This window comes from Halococcus salsus (genome assembly GCF_009900715.1).
GTDB lineage: Archaea > Halobacteriota > Halobacteria > Halobacteriales > Halococcaceae > Halococcus > Halococcus salsus.
Genome location: NZ_JAAAJC010000001.1, coordinates 119233 through 135070, shown reverse-complemented (window position 1 = coordinate 135070; position 15838 = coordinate 119233). Strand labels below are relative to the sequence as shown.

Genomic DNA, 15838 nt, shown 5'->3' with positions numbered 1-15838 from the left:
GTCAGTCGCTCCGTAGTTTCCTGCTGAAGTATTTTCGCGCGATGATCCCGACCAGATAAAAGGAGAGCACGACCAGCAGGAGGACGAGCGCCGTCCCCCAGCCGAAGGCCTGTGCGTCCTGGGTCCCGACGCCGGCGGTGATGCTCGCGTAGATCTGGTAGGGCAACGCGCTCGTCGATTGGAGCAACACGTCGTTCGAGATGAACGGCGGTGCCGCCGTGAACTCGAAGCCCTCGATCACCCGCGGGACCGTGCTCGGGAACGGTGTCCCCCCGAGCACGAGGATGAGCGGGGCGGTCTCGCCTGCGATCCGGCCGATGCCGAGGATCACGCCGGTGATGACGCCCGGCAGCGCGGCCGGGAGCACGACGCTCCGGATCGTCTGCCACTGGCTCACCCCGAGCGCCGCGCTCGCGTCACGGTAGTCGCTGGGGACGCTCTTCAGCGCCTCGCGGCTCGTGATGACAACCAGGGGCAACAGCATGAAGCCGAGCACCAGCATCGCGATGAGGAGGGACTGGTTGTTGCCGAAGCGGGGCACCAAGAAGGCGTAGCCGAACAGCCCGAAGACGACGCTCGGAGTGCTCCAGAGGCCGTTGGTCGTGATCTCGACGACCCGCGTGAATTTGCCCTGTTCGGCGTACTCGGTGAGGAAGATCGCCGCGCCGACCCCGAGCGGGATGGCGAACAGCGATGCGCCGATGATGATCCAGACGGTCCCCATGATCGCCGGGAGCACGCCGGGAACGTCGACGTAGATCCCCTGCGAGACGTTCATGAGGAACGGGATGTCGAGGTTGAGTCCGGGGCCGATCTGCAGTCCCCGGGTGAGCGCCGGCCACCCTTTCGAGAAGACGAAGACCACGAGCAACAGGAGAATGGCGATCATCGTGATCGCGTTCAGCCCGATCAGGAGGTAGGCCCCGTTCTGCCGACCACGACTCCCGAAGCCGGCGTACGCCTTCGCGCCGGTCCAGGTGAGGAGCAGGCTCGAGAACGAGACCAGAACGGCGACGACGACCAGGGCGTTGAACGTCGCCGAGAAGTCACCGGGGGCCCACGACCACTCCGGGCCGATGACCTCGAACAGGAGGACGATCCCGATCGCGATGGCGACGCCGCCGGGGAGCACCGTCGAGCCGACGTCCTCGCGGGTGAACAGCGCGACCGCGGCCATCGCTCCGCCGAGGACGGCGGCGGCGAGCAGCCAGCCGACGAGCCCCAGCCCGAAGGTCTGGGAGGCGGTGAGACCGCCGATGACGACCCCGATCAACCCGAAACCGACCGCGACGCCGATGCCCGACGTATCGCCCGGCATGGTGTCGACGGTATCGGTCCGGGACGCAGCGCCGACCGCGAGCACGGTGACACCGACGACCGTCAGCCCGAGGCCGAAGAACTGGACCAGTTCGAGCCCGAGGATCCGCGTATCGAGGCTCGCGACCTGAAAGAGGGTGGTCAGCCCGAAGACGAACAGCAGGAAGCTGACGCCGACGATACCACCGCAGAACCGCTCGAACGTGGTCGTGTCCTCGCTGACGAGCTGTCGGTCGTAGGCGTCGCTCATTGTTGGCCTCCGAGTTTGTGTTCCATGCGTGCCTCGATGACCTGCGAGCCGACCGAGATGGCGAGCACGGTCACGAACAGCACGACGCCGGCTGCGAAGAGCGCCGTGAGCTGCACTTCGCCGGCGTCACCGTACTGGCTCGCGATCGCGCTCGTGAGCGTGATCGAGTTCCCGAAGACGTCGTAGATCGGGTCGGGGAACTCGACGATGTTGCCGAGCATCACCGTCGCGGCCATCGTCTCGCCGATCGCCCGCCCGACGCCGAGCAGGACCGCGGCCGAGACGCCCGAGAAGGCCGCCGGGATCGTGATGTCGGTCATCGTCTGCCAGTCGGTCGAGCCGAGCGCGAGCGAACCGCTCTTCATCGATTCGGGGACGCTCGCGAGCGCGTCCTCGGCGACCGAGACCACGGTGGGAAGCGCCATCAGCCCGATCATCAAGCCGACGGCGAAGAGGCTCCCGAGCCCCGCGAGCCCGAGGATATCGCTGTCGGCGAAGTAGGTGTTGATGACCGTGAGCCCGAGGAACCCGTAGACGATCGACGGGATCCCGGCGAGGATCTCGATGCCGGGCTTGACGACCTCCCGAAGCCAGCCCGGCGCGATCTCCGAGATGAAGAGCGCGCCGGCGACGCCGAGCGGACCGGCGATCGCCATCGCGATGACCGTGGTGACGAAGGTCCCCCACATCAGCGGGGTGAGCGAGTACACCGCGTCGCTGGTGTCCCACAGCGGCGGGGAGGTGTCTATCACGAGGCTCAACCCCTCCTGCTGGATCATCGGCAGCGCCTCCCGGAAGATGAACACGACGATCAGCCCCATCGTCACGATCGTCGACGCGGTCGCGACGAACGTGAGGCTCTTCGCGGTCTCGGCCTGGTGGGCGTACCACCCGTAGGCGACCACCAGCACCAATCCGAGCAGGAACACCGCCGTGAGGCCCGTATTGAGGAGGAAGCTCCCGAACGCCCCGAGCAGGCAGACCAGTCCGATACCGCCGGCAACGAGCGCGCTCCAGTCGGTCGACTCCTCCGTATCGGACGCGCCGAGGGACTGTCTGAGTTCGTCTATCGTCGACATTGTGCTCCGTTCATGAAAAACATTGAGTCGGTATGAGCCGCTTAACCGCTGGTCGTCCCGGGCATGCCGGTCGTACCCGTCGAACTGCTCGAACTGCTCGAACCGTTCGAGCTGGAGTTGGGTGCGCTACCGAGGTTGAAGTCGCCGGTCGGCTCCGGAAGCTTGCCCAGTTCCTCCTGGATCCGGGAGTCCGGCAGCATGAAGTAGTCGTTCGCCTCGACGAAGTTCTCCTGACCGTACGGGCTGAGAAGCATCCGAAGGAAGGCGGCTTCCTTCTGCGAGGTGTCCTGCCAGGTGTAGCAGTGCAGGTCGCGGGCGAGCGGGTAGCCCCTCTCGCCGAGGTTCTCGCCGGGCGTGTAGGTCGTCCCGTCGAGTTCGAGCGAGATCGCGGGTGCCTGGCCGCCGACGAACGCGAGCGCGGCGTAGGCGATCGCGTTGTCGGAGTTGAGGACCGTGGTCCGAACCTGCTGATTCTGGCCGATCCGGGCGTCACAACCGTCTATCGGAGCATCGGCGCTGCCGTAGAGGTTCGAGCGGAACGAGGTGTCGGTCCCCGACCCCTCCGAGCGACAGATCGCCTGGATCTCCTTCTCGGGACCGCTGTAGGCTTCCACCTCGCTCCACTCCTGGATGTCGCCCTTGTAGATCCCTTTGAGTTCCTGGCCGGTGAGCGTATCGACACCAGCGTCGTAGACCGCCTGGCTGACCATGATCGGCTGGCCGTCGACGCCGACGACGTGGTCGACGAACTTGTCGAGGGTCGACTTGTCGGCGTCCGGGAGCTCCTCCTTGGCCGTCGCGCTCGCGTCGCCGATGTCGACCTGGCCGTTCATCAGCTTCTCGATGCCGGTGCCCGAGTGGCTCAGACCGACGTTGACGAGGTACGGTGGCTGGCCCTGGTTGTCGCCCCCGTCGAGGCCGTACGCGCTCGCGAAGTAGCTCGCCATCGGCAGGTCGGTCTCGATGCCGTAGTCGCTCGGCATCCAGTAGTCCTCGTCGCCCGCCGGTGGGTTCGAGTTCCAGACCGACGCGCCGTTGCTGGTGATCGGGTAGACCGTCGAGGACCCGTCGGCGGTCAGGGGCTGGCTCGCCTGTTGGCTGCTCCCGCCGGACGAGTTGCTCCCACCGGACGAGTTACCCCCGCTCTGATTGCCCCCGCCGCTGCCGTTGCTACCGTTGCTCCCGTTCGAACCCCCGGAACACCCCGCGAGTGCGACGGCTCCCCCGGCTCCGATCGTGGCGATGGCATCCCGCCGTGTGAATTCTCGCGTCATCGCCAGATGATGACCGTGATAACAATATAGTATTTTCGAATTCTATATATATTGTAGCTTGTACCAGTATATTCGTCTCTATACCGCTATACCTCGGTCCGTTCGCGTCCATATGGATCGTTCGATACAGAACCGAGCGGGCGTAAAAAGCGCCGTCCAGACCGCTCTATCCGACACTCGGTATCGTCGATCTCGCGAACCGAGCGTTTCGCTGTCGGCCCCGGGCCGAGTAAGTATTCCTCTAGATATCTATATAGCAATTGGTAACGCGTGGTAGCGGGTTCGACGACCGCGAGGTGGATACACCGACCGTGTCCGCTCGTTTCCGATGGGTTAACCCCGAGGACCCCGAAGCAGGCGGCGAGATGGGAGACGAGCCGAGCCGGCGCGACGTGCGCGAGACCTACGACCGCATCGGTGGGCACTTCTCGCGCACGCGCGAGCATCCGTGGCCCGCGGTCGAGCGGTTCGTCGAGGCTGCGGACCGTGTCGACCGCGGGCTCGACCTCGGCTGTGGCAACGCGCGCCACGCCGAGGTGATGACCGAGCGCGTCGAACGGGTCGTCGGGGTCGATCTGAGCCGGAGCGTGCTCGACGCCGCACGCGAACGCCGCCGGGAGCGCGGGTTCGCGGTCGACCTCTGCCAGGGCGACGCGACGGCCCTCCCGATCGCCCCACGGAGCGTCGGGCTCGCGGTCTACATCGCCGCGGTCCACCACCTCCCGAGTCGGGACGCGCGCCTCGCGAGCCTCGACGAGCTCGCGCGGGTCCTCACGCCGGGTGGGCGCGCGCTCGTCAGCGCGTGGAGTACGACCCACGACCGGTTCGCTCGCGAGACGGGGTTCGACACCACCGTCGATTGGACGCTGCCCGGCGGCGAGACGGTGGCCCGCTACTACCACATCTACGACCCCGCGGAGTTCGCGACCGACCTGGAGCGCAGCCGGCTCGACGTCGAGCGGACGTTCGAGGAGCGCGGGAACTGCTATGGGGTGGTCGCGGGGCGCGCCGAAGGGAAACCGACTTAGTGACCGCGGTGGGAAAGGGCGTTGGGAGCGCCAGTGGTACGGCGGATACCCTCCGTCGAGAAACGGTGCGAACGTGGTAAGCGCCGGTGGTCTAGCGGTAGGACAATGGCCTTCCAAGCCATTAGCCCGGGTTCGACTCCCGGCCGGCGCAGTACCGTTCCACTTCGGAGACCGTTGTCGTCTCCGGAGGACTAAGTGCGATCGCGCAGTGAGTCGACGGTAGTGAGTGGTACGACGATGAACACCGGGCAGAAAGGGGACATCGCCGAAACGCGAGCAATTGCAGAGCTGGTGGAGCTGGGTTATCGGGTCTCGGTTCCCACATCCGGCCACTGTCCATACGACCTCGTTCTCGATACCGATGACGAGCTGCTGAAGATACAGGTCAAACACGCGACGCTCCGCGACGACGAGCGAATGCGCCGGTGCTCGTTGAAACGTTCGAATCCGAACGCAACCGAGACGAACGATAGCTACTATGGGGCGAACGAAGTCGATGCATATCTCGTTTTCTGTCCTGAAAAGGAGACATTGTACTGGATCGATTTCGACGACGCACCCGCTGCGAACGTCGTTCTCCGATTCGAATCATCGGTCGATCACCCCGATATTCGATGGGCCGATGAGTACGAGCTGTGACCGCTGGTCCGGGTTCGACTCCCGGCTGGCGCATGGTTCGTCGGGAAGCGAGGGGTTCTCCGGATCGCTCGAAACCCGGATATACGGCCGTTTCGAGCCTCTCTCCCCCCGATGACGGAGTTCACAAAACTTATCTCCACGCCCGTCCCTCGTTCATTCGATTCGTCAGGATCAGCATGGGATACAACACCGGATGGCGATATCGCATCGCGAGTAGCGTCGGTACGTGCGTCCTCGTCGTCCTCTCGGTCGTCGTCGCGGACCACCCGCTCGCCCAGGCCGCGATAACGGCGATCCCGCCGTTCGACCGGCTCGACCCGACGGTGCTCGTCGGGTCGGGTCTGCTCTTAGCCGTTGCGACGACGCTCCCGATCGTTCTCATCGCCATGGTCCCGCTGTTCAAACCACAGCCACGCCGGATCCTGGATACGATCTCAATAACCCTCAGACGGGTGCTGACCGCCGCGCTCGCGCTCGCGGCGATCGGCTACTTCAACTACACCTACCGATTGCCGCGAACGACCCTCCTCCTTTCGACCCTGCTGTTGTGTATCGGTCTGCCGGCGTGGTTCGTCGCCATCCGCCGCCGACCGGAGACGACGACCGACCGCGTGTTGCTCATCGGCGACGACCCCGATGCGATGGACGAGGTGCTCCGAACCGCCGACCTCCCCGTCGTCGGCTACATCGCGCCCGCGATGCGCTACGAGACCGGACCCGACCGGGCGACGGTCGAACTCGCCGACGGCGGCACCCGGATCGGGACGCGTCTCGACGGGATCGAGTGTCTGGGGGGACTCTCGGACCTCGACGACGTGCTGGTCGAGCACGACATCGACACCGCCGTGCTGGCGTTCGAACGCTCCGATCGAACCGAGTTCTTCGGTGCGCTCGCGACGTGTTACACCCACGGCGTGGTCGCGAAAGTGCACCGAAAGCACGCCGACAGCGTCCTCACGAGCGAGGCGAGCGGGGAGACGCTCATCGACACCAACCTCGAACCCTGGGACCCACAGGACCGCGCGGTCAAACGCGCCTTCGACGTCTGCTTCGCGTTCGCCGGGCTCGTCGCACTTCTCCCCATCATCCTCGTCATCGCGGTCGGGATCAAACTCGACGACGGCGGCCCGCTGTTCTACGCCCAGGAACGGACCGCGGAGTTCGGCGAGACGTTCCAGGTGCTCAAGTTCCGGAGCATGGTGCCGGACAGCGAGGACGCGACCCCGATAGACGACCGCGAGAACACGCGGATCACCCGCGTCGGCCGGCTGCTCCGACGCACCCACTTCGACGAGATCCCACAGCTGGTCTCGATCCTCGTCGGCGACATGAGCGTGGTCGGACCCCGGGCGGTCTGGGTCGACGAGGAGCCGAAACTCGAAGCCGAGATCCGAACCTGGCGCAAGCGCTGGTTCGTCAAGCCCGGCCTCACGGGACTGGCTCAGATCAACCGGGTCTCGAGCACCGACCCCCAGGCGAAGTTCCGCTACGACATCAAATACATCAACGAACAGTCGTTCTGGTTCGACCTCCAGATCGTGGTTCGACAGGTCTGGCAGGTCGTCACCGACCTGGTGCAGGTCACGCGGGTCTGAAGCCTCGAATCGTCCGACAGCGCCTCCGACTCGAAACGACACGAATCAGGGACCCGAGCGACGGACACCCCGTGAGAGTGCCAATATATATCAGACTTACATGATAGACCAATACTGATTTATCGGAACCCATATTACACTCCCGAGACAACCCTATTTCCACGGTAGAATCGAGGACAGCCATGACTGGATCAGAACTCATCTGGCGGATCGCGGGCGGTTCCGGCGACGGGATCGACTCGACCAGCCAGAACTTTACGAAGGCGCTGATGCGTGCCGGACTGCATGTATTCACACACAGACACTATCCCTCCCGGATTCGAGGTGGGCACACCTACGTCGAGGTACGCGCCGCCGACCACCCGGTGAAGTCCCGGGGTGATGGCTACGACTTCCTGCTCGCGCTGGGCGACAGCTTCGCCCGCAACCCGCAGGCCAGTGGCGAGGCCTACTACGGGAACGAGGAGGCCAAACCGCTCGCGGAGAACCTCGACGAACTCCGTGAGGGCGGTGTGATCGTCTACGACGAGGGGCTGCTCGACGCCAGCGAGATCGAGGACTTCGACGAGCGCGTCGAGGAGAACGACTGGCACGTCTACCCGCTCGACCTCCGGGGACTGGCACGCGAACACGGCCGCGAGATCATGCGTAATACGGCTGGTGTGGCCGCCACCGCCGCCCTCATCGGGATGGAGACCGACCCGTTCGAGGAGCTGATGAACGACCGGATGAGCGGCGACATCCTCGAGACCAACATCACCGTCCTCGAAGAGGCCTACGAGGAGGTCGAATCGAAGGACTTCTCGCACGACATCGAGGTGCCGACGGGCGAGCACGACGAAGAGCAGGTCCTCGTCAACGGCAGCCACGGTGTCGCCTACGGCGCACTCGACGAGGGCTGTCGGTTCATCGCGGGCTACCCGATGACCCCGTGGACCGACGTCTTCACCACGATGACCCAGCACCTCCCCGAGTTCGGCGGGATCGCCGAACAGGTCGAGGACGAGATCGCCGCCGCGGCGCTCGCCATCGGCGCGTCCCACGCGGGCGTGAAGGCGATGAGCGGCTCCTCGGGCGGTGGCTTCGCCCTGATGAGCGAACCGCTCGGGCTAGCGGAGATGACCGAAACCCCGCTGGTGCTCGTCGAGGCCATGCGGGCGGGTCCCTCGACCGGGATGCCGACCAAACCCGAACAGGGCGACCTCGAACACATCCTCTATACGAGTCAGGGCGACTCGAATCGCGTCGTGTTCGCGCCCGGCACGGTCGAGGAGTGCTACGAACAGTCGCGCGAGGCCTTCCGGATCGCCTACGAGTACCAGATCCCGACCATCATCGCCATCGACCAGAAGCTCTCGGGCGAACTCGTGAGCATGCCCGCGAGCGTCTTCGACCGCGAACCGAACCCCGATCTGGGGAGCGTCCTCACCGAGGAGGAGATCAGCGAGGCGGCCCACCACGAGTCGGGGAAGTACAACCGCTTCCAGCACGACCCCGAGAACGGCGTCAGCCCGCGAACGATCCCGGGCCAGTCGGGTGGCCGCTTCCTCGCCTCGGGCAACGAACACACCCCGCAGGGTCACATCGAGGAGGACCCCGACAACCGCGTGGCGCAGGTCGACCGCCGCACCCGGAAGCTCGAAGCCATCCGCGACGACCTCGACGGGAAGGACACGTCCCAGCAGACCCCCTACGGACCCGAGGACGCCGAGCACGGTATTCTCGTCTGGGGGAGCCAGCAGGGCACGGTGGAAGAAGCCGTCGACCGCCTCAATGACCAGGGTGAGTCGGTGAAATCGCTCGGCGTCAGCGACATGATGCCGTACCCCAAAAAGGAGGTCACGGAGTTCCTCGAATCCGTCGACGAGTGTCTCGTCGTCGAGATGAACATCACGGCGCAGTTCCGCGGCCTCACGCAGAAGGAACTCGGGCGGTTCGGCGAGAAGATGTCGAGCCTCCTGAAGTACAACGGCAATCCGTTCGAACCCGCCGAGGTCGTCGAAGGGTTCGAGATCCAGATCAACGGCGGGGACGAGCCACCCAACGCACAGGTGCGCATCGAGCCCGCAGCAGGTGACTAACATGAGTGCATTCAGCGCCATCGGCAGCGGGGAACAGGACGAGGAGATCGACCGCGACGCGTTCACGCCGGGTATCGAGCCGCAGCCGACGTGGTGTCCGGGCTGTGGTGACTTCGGTGTCCTCAAGGCCCTCAAGGGCGCGATGCCCGAGGTCGGCCGGTCGCCGGACGAGACGCTGCTCGCCACCGGGATCGGCTGCTCGGGGAAGCTCTCGAGCTACTTCGACTCCTACGGGATGCACACGATCCACGGCCGTTCGCTCCCGATCGCGCGCGCGGCCAAACTCGCGAACCCCGACCTCGAAGTCATCGCGGCAGGCGGTGACGGCGACGGCTACGGAATCGGCGGGAACCACTTCATGCACACCGCCCGCGAGAACCACGACATGACCTACATCGTGTTCAACAACGAGATCTTCGGGCTCACGAAGGGCCAGACCTCGCCGACGAGCCCGAAGGGTCACAAGTCCAAGACCCAGCCCCACGGCTCGGCGAAGGACCCAGTCCGACCGCTCTCGTTGTCGTTGACGTCCGGGGCGTCGTACGTCGCCCGGACCGCGGCGGTCAACCCCCGCCAGGCCACCGAGATCATCACCGAGGCCATCGAGCACGACGGCTTCGCCCACATCGACTTCCTGACCCAGTGTCCGACCTGGAACAAGGACGCGAAGCAGTACGTGCCCTACACCGACGTCCAGCAGTCCGACGACTACGACTTCGACGTCACCGACCGCCGCGAGGCGGCCGAGATGATGCACGAGACCGAGGACAAACTCCACGAGGGCGAAGTCCTCACCGGCCGGTTCTACGTCGACGAGAACCGCCACTCCTACGGCCAGGAGAAGCGCTCGACGGGCGAGATGCCCGAGGAGCCGCTCGCCGAACGCTACTTCGACGACGACTACGAGTGGGAGCGCAGCTACGACCTGCTCGACGCCCACAAGTAACACCGCGCGCCGGCTCCCCGAATTTTTCGCTCCGACCCAGCTGCACCGACTCGTCCCGTCAGCGCATCACGATGCGAGCGGAGGCACCGTGTCGAGAGCGCGGCGGTCGCGTCGGTGAGAGGGTGCGCGACTCCTGCGGAGCGGTGAGGGCGCGTTCCCGAGGGGTTATCCCGAACGCCGCGGATCGGTATCCATGAGCGCGCTCGACCGCCTGTACCAGCCGGCGTACGTCGGCGAGAACCGGTGCTTTCCCTGCACCACCGTCAACGTCGGGATCGCCCTCCTGCTCTCGACCGGATTGCTGCTCGTCGCCGGCGGGGTGGTCGTTCCGGTGGGCGTCCTCGTGGCCTCGATCGCCGCGATCCACTTCCGTGGCTACCTGGTTCCGGGCACGCCGGAGCTCACGAAACGGTATCTCCCCGACGGCGTGCTTCGGTGGTTCGACAAGGCACCGACCCCGGCATCCGCCCCCAGGGACGACAGCGACGGGGTCGACGTCGAGCGGCTTCTCGTCGCCGCCGACGCGCTTGAACCCACCGCGGACGGCTCCGACCTCCGCCTCACCGAAGGGTTCCGAGACGCGTGGCACGAGCGCATCGGGTCACGGCGATCGACGGCCATCGAGGGGACCCACCTCGCGAACGCGCTCGGCATCCCCGAGCACTCCGAGACCCGTGTCGTGCCGGACGACGACGCCTTCGTCGCCACCACCGCGACCACCCTGATCGCACAGTGGCCGTCCCACACCGCGGCGCTCGCCGACGTGACCGCCGCGGACGCACTCGACGAACGGCTGCCGGGATGGGAGCGGCTCGAACCCGCCCGACGGGCGGACGTCCTGGCCGCGCTCCGCCTCTTCCTCGACCGATGTCCGGCCTGTGAGGGACCGATCGACACCAGCGAGGGCCACGTCTCCTCCTGCTGTCGCTCCTTTCAGGTGCTCACCTTCTCGTGTACGGAGTGTGGCTCCCGGCTCTACGAGATGGACCTGGACCGCTTCGAGGCCACGGCGGCCGAGTGAACCGCTCCGACCACGACCCGACGAACCGCGACCGTCGGGCGTCCCGGGAAGTCGGTAGCGAACGATCGTTCGGCGGCGCAACCACGAGCGACGGTAGCTGAGGGGTGTGTTCCGGCCAAAAGAGGGGTTTCCGATTCGGAAGATATTTTTTCACCGACGCCAATTACTACTCATGAGCGTCGACTCGACCGAGGACCGCATCCTCTCCGTTCTCGAGGAGGATGCCCAGGCCTCCTATGCGGCTATCGCGGACCGAGCGGGGGTCTCGAAACCCACGGTTCGAAAGTACATCGACAAACTCGAAACCGACGGGGTGATCACGGGTTACTCCGCCGACATCGACCCGAAGAAGCTCTCGGGACGCTCGATCGCCCTGGTCGGCATCGAGGTCGAGAGCGGGCGGTACGTCGACGCGGTCCGCGCTATCGAGGCGCTCGACGAGGTCGAAACGCTCTACTCCTCCAGCGGCGACCACATGCTGATGGCGGAGATCCGCGCCCCCGACGGCGACGCCGTGGGGCGCGTTATCTCGGATAAGATCCTCTCGGTCGAGGGCGTCACCGCTGCCCACCCCTCCTTCCTCCAAGAGCGGCTCAAGTAATTAGACCGCGGAAAGCGAGCCGTTTCGTTACTCGTCGAACAACTCGTCGACCGCCGACTCCGCTGCGAGCACCGCCTCCTCCGCGACCAGTTCCGGATCCGGGTCCGCGGGCGCGTCGAGGTAGACGTCGACGTCGAGAACGCCGTCCTCGAAGCGCACCGTGACGTCGAGGTCGCGGATCGCCGATTGTTTGTAGCGCGAGAGAACCAGTCCCTCGGCGGCGTCGCTGGCCGTTTCGACCACTTCCTCGTCGGTCGGCATCTATCCGCCGGCGCTCGGGCCGGGACCCATCCCGCCAGGGCCGCCCGCACCCGGACCGCCACCGCCGCTCAGCATCTCCTGCAGCTCGCTCTGGAGGTCCTCGAACTGCTCGCGAACGCGGTCCTCCTGCTTCTGGAGCGTCTCGACGCGGACTTCGAGGCTCGACACCTTGTCCTCGAGGTCGTCTTTGGCTTCGTCGTACTCCGTCTCGATGAGGAGTTCGCCGACCTCGCGGTACATCGTGGCGTCGCCGTCGAGGTCGTCGAGCTCGTCGAGCGCGGTCTGTGAGGAGGTGAGCGTGCTCTCGGCCTGCTGTTTCTGGGCTGCGACCTGCTGGGCGCTGTCCTGAAGGTCCTGGAGCTGCTCGATTTTCTCCTGTGCTTCCGGCGGAAGGTTACCCTGCATACTGCCTCCGTGGCCGTCCGGAGGGAAAAACCCCTGCTTTCGGGACTACGCCGCGTCGCGAGAGCGGGATCGTGTCCGGACCGAACCACGGACGTATATACCATCGGGCATCCGTTGAACACCGAGAGCGTCGTGAGTCCGGACCTATCCCTCGTCGTAGCAGTCGTCATTCTGTTCGTGCTCAGTATCACGAGTATCGCCCTCGGTTTCACCGGGAAGCGTGTTCGGACGGCCAGCGGCAAGCGAGTCGCCGGCTTCGGGCTGATCTTCCTCGCAGCTGGGATCCAGTTCTCCGTCGCCAACGACCTGGTTCGCTCGTCGCTCCTGACCAACGGGATCGCGGGGGTGAGCCTCGTCGCCGGCTGCGTCGTCGCCGGCGTCGCCTGGTATCAGACCAGGGACGAGAGTCGGATCCGAAAACGGGAGTGACCATCGACCCGTATGCAGAGGGACGACGGTACTCGGGAGGAACAGTGGTGTCCAGGAGAAACGGCGGCGTTAGCGAGACCCCGACGCATCCGCTCCGGCCGCTGCACACCGCTCGGCGACACCGACCAACGAGAGCCAGGTGTTCTGGCCTGCCCGGAGCGCGACGAGGTCCGCCGCGTCGATGGTGATCCGGAGTTCGTCGCCGTCGCGCGCGAGCGTCGCCGTCGTCCGGTCGCCTTCGATGTCGCCGATCTCGGGCGCGAGGCTCCGTTCGACGAGAGCCGCGTCGCTCTGGTCGTCGTAGTCGAGCGTCAGAACCGTCTCGTGGCGCACGCTACTCGACGTCGACTTCCTTGACGTCGCGGGCGCGCTCCTTCAACAGGACGCGGTGTCCGCAGTAGGGACATCGAACGCCGCCGTAGTCGTCGAGTTCGACGTCGCGCTTGCACCGCGAACACTTGTAGCTCACTCGTCGTTCTCCTCGGCGAGCGCCGCCCGGATCGAGCGCTTGACGGTGCGGCCACCGGGCGTCTCGGGGCGGTAGGCCCCGCCGGCGAACGTCTCGCCGGTCTCCTCGTTCTTCCAGATGCCCGTCCCGACGCGGGTCACGTCGTCGCCGTCGACCGTCGCGTCCTCCATGTCGGCCTCGATCTCGGCGACGCGTCGCCGCGAGACACGGCCGTACCGCGCGCCGAACCGACCCGCACTTCCGGCTTTCTTGTTGACCATAGTGGATCCCGGTAGACCGGCGCGCGGCTAAAACCCTTCGTGTTCGTCGTGGTGACCGGTCTCACGCCGCCCGAAAGCCCGCCTCGTCGAGCCCCGCGTTCAGGTCGCCGCGAACCCGCTCGCCCTGGGCACGGTCGGCGGCGGTCGTCACCACCCGCACCTCCTGGACGCTCGAACCGTCCCGAACCAGTAATCGGACGTTTCCCGTCCCGTCCGCCCGGGTCGCCTTCGCTCGGACGCCCGTGCGCGACCCACGACCGCCGGCGTCGATCGGTCCTGGGATGACTTTCTTGACGTGGGGGTGGTCCGCGGCGAGGCGCACGATCCGCTTGCCCGCTCGACCGCCGACCAGCGTCGAGTGGCTCCCGCCCACCTTCTCGCGCGGCGGGGTCTCGACCACTTCGAGCGGGACCTCGCCGCTCCGCTCGACCACCGCCCGCACCGGGTCCCCATCGGGGTCGGCCACCCGCCGGAGGTCGTAGTGGAGCTGTGCGCGCAGGGCCCGCAAGACGTCGCGGTCGCCGGTCGCGTACACTTCCTCGGGTCGTTTTCGATGGATCTCGTCGGCGAGCCGACCCGCGAAGTTCCGGCGCTCGCGCTTCTCGTTCTCGCCCGATTCCTCGACCGTGGTCACCGTCCACGTCCCGACGCGCTCGCCGTCGAGCAGGCTGGTGACGGTCGCGCGCTCGCGACCGACCTCACAGACCACGCAGTCGGCGTTGGCGGTATCACACGCCAGACAGAAGTCGCCGGCGCGGTCGAGCGAGCCCCCACACCGACGACACTCCATGCTCGAACTGGATCACGAAAACGGATAACCCGGTCGCTTCAGCCCAGGTTCCGTGGGTCCGTCTTGCAGAACTCGCGGAGCACCACGGTCGCGTAGGACCCCTTCGGCAGCCGAAAGCCGAACGTGAGCGGGTCGCGCTCGATCGCGAGGTCGGTGCGGACCAGTATCGCCCGCCGGGTGCCCGTCGAGTGGAACTCCCCCGGGCGGTCGAAGTCCCCGGGTTCGACCCCGACGTCGTCGAGTACCCGGCGCTCGATCTCGCCGGGTTCGCCCTCGGCGAGGTCGGTTTCGGTCCCCACCAGCGGCGCGGTGACGAACGCCCGTCCACGCGCCGTGTGGCGGTTCACGGTACCGACCCGGTCCGACGTGACGCGCTGCTCTCGGTCGGGGTCGGGCACCGCGAGGTCGTCCCGCCCGCCCTCGTCCGTGAAACACACCACGTCGCCCGCCACCGCCGCGTCGAACGGCAATCCGGCGTCGAGCCGCGCCGAGAGGATCCGGTTGAAGACGAATGACTGCGCGGCGTTGACGAACAGCCGCTGGAGGTTGGTAGGAGCGGTTTCGAGCGCCGCCCGGTAATCCTCGGGGCCGCCGGCTCCGTCCTCGGCCAGCCGGTGGAGCATCGCCCGCTCGAAGCCCAGCCGCCGCGGGAACCGGTCGAGCGCGCCGGCCCAGTCTTCGTCGCCCGCCGCCGCCACTTCGTCGTCCACGAACCCGCGCGCCTCGCGGGTGCCGGGCGGTTCGGCGTCGTCGGGGTCCCCGAGATACGCCACCACCGCCCCCTTCCAGTCGCCGCGGACGACCGCGAGCCCCACCTCGTGGGTCACCGGCCGGAGACTCCCGAACCGCTGCTGGCCGAAGTAGTTGGGAAGGCCGACCGTCCCGTCGTCCCCCCCGCCGAACGCCTGGAGGTCGTCGGCGATCGCCGCGACGGGGTCGGTGTCGGCGTCGCGAACGACGACCTCGAAGGCGTTGCCCGCGAGGTCGCCGAACTGGAGCCCGCGGCCCGCCCGGCCGACCATCTCGAGTTCCACCCCGTCGAAGTCGACCGCGTCGAGCGCCCGAGGATCGCCGTTGCGTACCGAGAACAGCTGAGTGGTCACCGCTCGTTTGTCCTTCGTTCCCGCCCAATCGACCCGCTCGCGGCTGATCTCCAGTCTATTCGAGAGCGCCCGCGCGAAGTCGTTGGTGTCCCAGTTTTCGAGCGTGGCACGGACCACGACGTGCGGATAGGGACCGGGGTCGGCGTCGAGCGGTTCGAAGCCCGTGGTTTCGAGTTCGCGCACCCGGAAGTCCGCCGGTTCGGCACGGATCGTTCCACCGACGCCGTCGGCGTCGCTGACGTAGTGGGCGATGCCGACCGCGCGCTCGGTGGGATGGGCCGGTCGCATCC

Annotated in this window: 18 protein-coding genes and 1 tRNA gene; 9 read left to right on the top strand and 10 right to left on the bottom strand. The window is 66.5% G+C overall.

Going from position 1 to position 15838, the window contains the following annotated elements; genetic code table 11:
* Nucleotide 1: 1 nt before the first annotated feature.
* From pstA to GT355_RS00640, 3 genes are read right to left on the bottom strand one after another with little or no spacing between them, the layout of a single operon-like run.
* Nucleotides 2-1567 (bottom strand): phosphate ABC transporter permease PstA, encoded by a 1566-nt coding sequence (gene pstA, locus GT355_RS00650; RefSeq protein WP_160132719.1) that lies wholly within the window; start codon nucleotides 1565-1567, stop codon nucleotides 2-4.
* Entirely contained in the window at nucleotides 1564-2646 is a 1083-nt protein-coding gene (gene pstC, locus GT355_RS00645; RefSeq protein WP_160132718.1) for a phosphate ABC transporter permease subunit PstC, read from the bottom strand. Before pstC ends, pstA begins: the two co-directional genes overlap by 4 nt.
* Before the next feature lie 41 nt (nucleotides 2647-2687).
* Nucleotides 2688-3920 carry a PstS family phosphate ABC transporter substrate-binding protein gene (locus GT355_RS00640; protein WP_160132717.1) on the bottom strand — a complete coding sequence of 411 codons (1233 nt, stop codon included), beginning with the start codon at nucleotides 3918-3920 and terminating at the stop codon, nucleotides 2688-2690.
* Nucleotides 3921-4285: 365 nt separating this feature from the next.
* On the opposite strand from GT355_RS00640, the gene GT355_RS00635 reads away from it, so the two are divergent.
* From GT355_RS00635 to lrpA1, 8 genes are all read left to right on the top strand, one after another.
* Entirely contained in the window at nucleotides 4286-4948 is a 663-nt protein-coding gene (locus GT355_RS00635) for a class I SAM-dependent methyltransferase (protein WP_160132716.1), read from the top strand.
* An 80-nt stretch (nucleotides 4949-5028) separates the two neighbouring features.
* Nucleotides 5029-5099 (top strand) — tRNA-Gly (locus GT355_RS00630).
* Between the two features lie 71 nt (nucleotides 5100-5170).
* Entirely contained in the window at nucleotides 5171-5587 is a 417-nt protein-coding gene (locus tag GT355_RS00625) for a group I intron-associated PD-(D/E)XK endonuclease (protein ID WP_240145682.1), read from the top strand.
* A gap of 176 nt (nucleotides 5588-5763) precedes the next feature.
* Nucleotides 5764-7182: a sugar transferase gene (locus GT355_RS00620; protein WP_160132715.1), complete on the top strand. Its 1419-nt coding sequence runs from the start codon at nucleotides 5764-5766 to the stop codon at nucleotides 7180-7182.
* 182 nt (nucleotides 7183-7364) lie between these two features.
* Entirely contained in the window at nucleotides 7365-9263 is a 1899-nt protein-coding gene (locus tag GT355_RS00615; protein WP_160132714.1) for a 2-oxoacid:acceptor oxidoreductase subunit alpha, read from the top strand.
* A 1-nt stretch (nucleotide 9264) separates the two neighbouring features.
* A complete protein-coding gene (locus GT355_RS00610; RefSeq protein ID WP_160132713.1) occupies nucleotides 9265-10209 on the top strand; it encodes a thiamine pyrophosphate-dependent enzyme in 945 nt (314 codons plus the stop codon).
* Between the two features lie 193 nt (nucleotides 10210-10402).
* A complete protein-coding gene (locus GT355_RS00605) occupies nucleotides 10403-11230 on the top strand; it encodes a DUF8054 domain-containing protein (protein ID WP_160132712.1) in 828 nt (275 codons plus the stop codon).
* 172 nt (nucleotides 11231-11402) lie between these two features.
* Nucleotides 11403-11831 (top strand): HTH-type transcriptional regulator LrpA1, encoded by a 429-nt coding sequence (lrpA1, locus tag GT355_RS00600; RefSeq protein WP_160132711.1) that lies wholly within the window; start codon nucleotides 11403-11405, stop codon nucleotides 11829-11831.
* A gap of 27 nt (nucleotides 11832-11858) precedes the next feature.
* Here lrpA1 and GT355_RS00595 read toward each other — a convergent pair whose 3' ends face one another.
* Nucleotides 11859-12092, bottom strand: a complete 234-nt coding sequence (locus tag GT355_RS00595; protein ID WP_160132710.1) for a DUF3194 domain-containing protein — start codon at nucleotides 12090-12092, stop codon at nucleotides 11859-11861.
* Nucleotides 12093-12497: a prefoldin subunit beta gene (locus tag GT355_RS00590; protein WP_160132709.1), complete on the bottom strand. Its 405-nt coding sequence runs from the start codon at nucleotides 12495-12497 to the stop codon at nucleotides 12093-12095.
* Nucleotides 12498-12629: 132 nt separating this feature from the next.
* Here GT355_RS00590 and GT355_RS00585 point away from each other — a divergent pair, with 132 nt between their 5' ends.
* On the top strand, nucleotides 12630-12926 hold the full coding sequence (locus tag GT355_RS00585) for a hypothetical protein (RefSeq protein WP_160132708.1): 297 nt from the start codon (nucleotides 12630-12632) through the stop codon (nucleotides 12924-12926).
* Between the two features lie 69 nt (nucleotides 12927-12995).
* On the opposite strand, the gene GT355_RS00580 is transcribed toward GT355_RS00585, so the two are convergent.
* The 5 genes from GT355_RS00580 to truD form a co-directional block, all read right to left on the bottom strand.
* Nucleotides 12996-13259, bottom strand: coding sequence for a KEOPS complex subunit Pcc1 (locus GT355_RS00580; RefSeq protein ID WP_160132707.1), 264 nt, complete (start codon nucleotides 13257-13259; stop codon nucleotides 12996-12998).
* Nucleotide 13260: 1 nt separating this feature from the next.
* Nucleotides 13261-13395, bottom strand: a complete 135-nt coding sequence (locus tag GT355_RS00575) for a DNA-directed RNA polymerase subunit P (RefSeq protein ID WP_007695916.1) — start codon at nucleotides 13393-13395, stop codon at nucleotides 13261-13263.
* Entirely contained in the window at nucleotides 13392-13655 is a 264-nt protein-coding gene (locus GT355_RS00570; RefSeq protein ID WP_120072964.1) for an eL43 family ribosomal protein, read from the bottom strand. The genes GT355_RS00575 and GT355_RS00570 overlap by 4 nt, the downstream gene beginning before the upstream one ends.
* A gap of 61 nt (nucleotides 13656-13716) precedes the next feature.
* A complete protein-coding gene (locus GT355_RS00565; RefSeq protein ID WP_120072965.1) occupies nucleotides 13717-14445 on the bottom strand; it encodes a DUF2103 domain-containing protein in 729 nt (242 codons plus the stop codon).
* 38 nt (nucleotides 14446-14483) lie between these two features.
* Nucleotides 14484-15836, bottom strand: a complete 1353-nt coding sequence (gene truD / locus GT355_RS00560; protein WP_160132706.1) for a tRNA pseudouridine(13) synthase TruD — start codon at nucleotides 15834-15836, stop codon at nucleotides 14484-14486.
* Nucleotides 15837-15838: the final 2 nt, after the last annotated feature.